Genomic DNA, 1330 nt, shown 5'->3' on the forward strand with positions numbered 1-1330 from the left:
TATCGAGCTTGTATCATAAAGATAGATTTGTCATCCTGAGCTTGTCGAAGGACCCGCTTAAATACCCTCTAAGGTGTTTCGACAGGCTCAACATGACAGCATCTGAGGTGAAATGGCCTTTATGATACACCCTCTTTTATTTGAATTAAGGTTTGAGGATATTGATTAAGTGGTAGCAAGACGCTAAGATTAGAAAAGATTCTTCACTGCGTTCAGAATGACATGCTATTATTGGACTAATGAACCAATGACGACTAAACCAATTAACTACCCAACACTTTCAAAATCGCACTGGCCTTTAACAAGCATTCTTCATATTCTAATGCAGCATCACTTTGATAAGTAATAGCTCCTCCAACCTGAAAGGATAAATATTTGGATTCAGCATTGTACAAAATACTCCGGATAACCACATTAAAATCGAAATCACCATCTGGACTTATGCAGCCAAAGGAACCGGAATAAATACCTCTCTTGGTTACTTCATATTCTTCAATTAATTTCATTGCTTTAACCTTAGGCGCACCTGTCATAGAGCCCATTGGAAATGCATTTTTAATGGCGTCGATAAAGTGAATCGCTGGATTTAGTTCACAGCTAATGGTAGAAATCATTTGATGGACCTGTGGGAAGCTGTAGATGCCAAATAATTCATCAACAGTGACAGAACCCTTAACGGCCGATTTGGTGAGGTCGTGGCGTACCAGATCAACAATCATTACATTTTCTGCCTGCTCTTTAATATCATTCCTGAGTTGCAGCTTTATGGCTTCATCTTCTGCTAGATCAGAACTTCGTTTTGCAGTGCCCTTTATAGGTTGTGAGGTGAGTTTCGATCCACGTTTACATAAAAAACGTTCTGGCGTAGCAGATAAAATATATTTACCCTGAACTTTAAAATAACCAGCAAATGGGGTAGGAGAAACCTGGTTTAACACCTCGAAAGTTTGAACCGGATCTATTTCTATATTTTCAGCAAAAAACTCCTGACAAAAATTAACTTCATAAATATCGCCACGAATAATATGATCTCTTAAAGCTTCTACTTTTTGAACATATTGATCTTTTGACAAGCGTTGTGTTATCGTTACTTTTTTAGATTGGATTTCTGTTTGATACTGAAAGGAATCTATTTCAGCTAAAATTGATTCTGGACCAATCAGAACCTCGGCCTTGCCATCTTTAAAGGCGATTAAATATTTTGGAACAAAAAAGTAAAGATCAGGGAAGTCTAAGTTGTCAGAATTATTAGAATTTAACTCTTCAATTTCGTTTTTTAAATCGTAACTGAAAAAACCAAAAACCCACTGTTTATGTGCAGCATAAAAGC

Annotated in this window: 1 protein-coding gene; it reads right to left on the reverse strand. The window is 36.8% G+C overall.

The window, feature by feature from the left end:
• Positions 1-263 precede the first annotated feature (263 nt).
• A partial coding sequence (locus AC1DND_RS27995; protein WP_477586139.1) for an anthranilate synthase component I family protein occupies positions 264-1330 on the reverse strand: 1067 nt, incomplete at its 5' end.

The sequence above is a fragment of the Pedobacter sp. 01N416 genome (assembly GCF_056399685.1).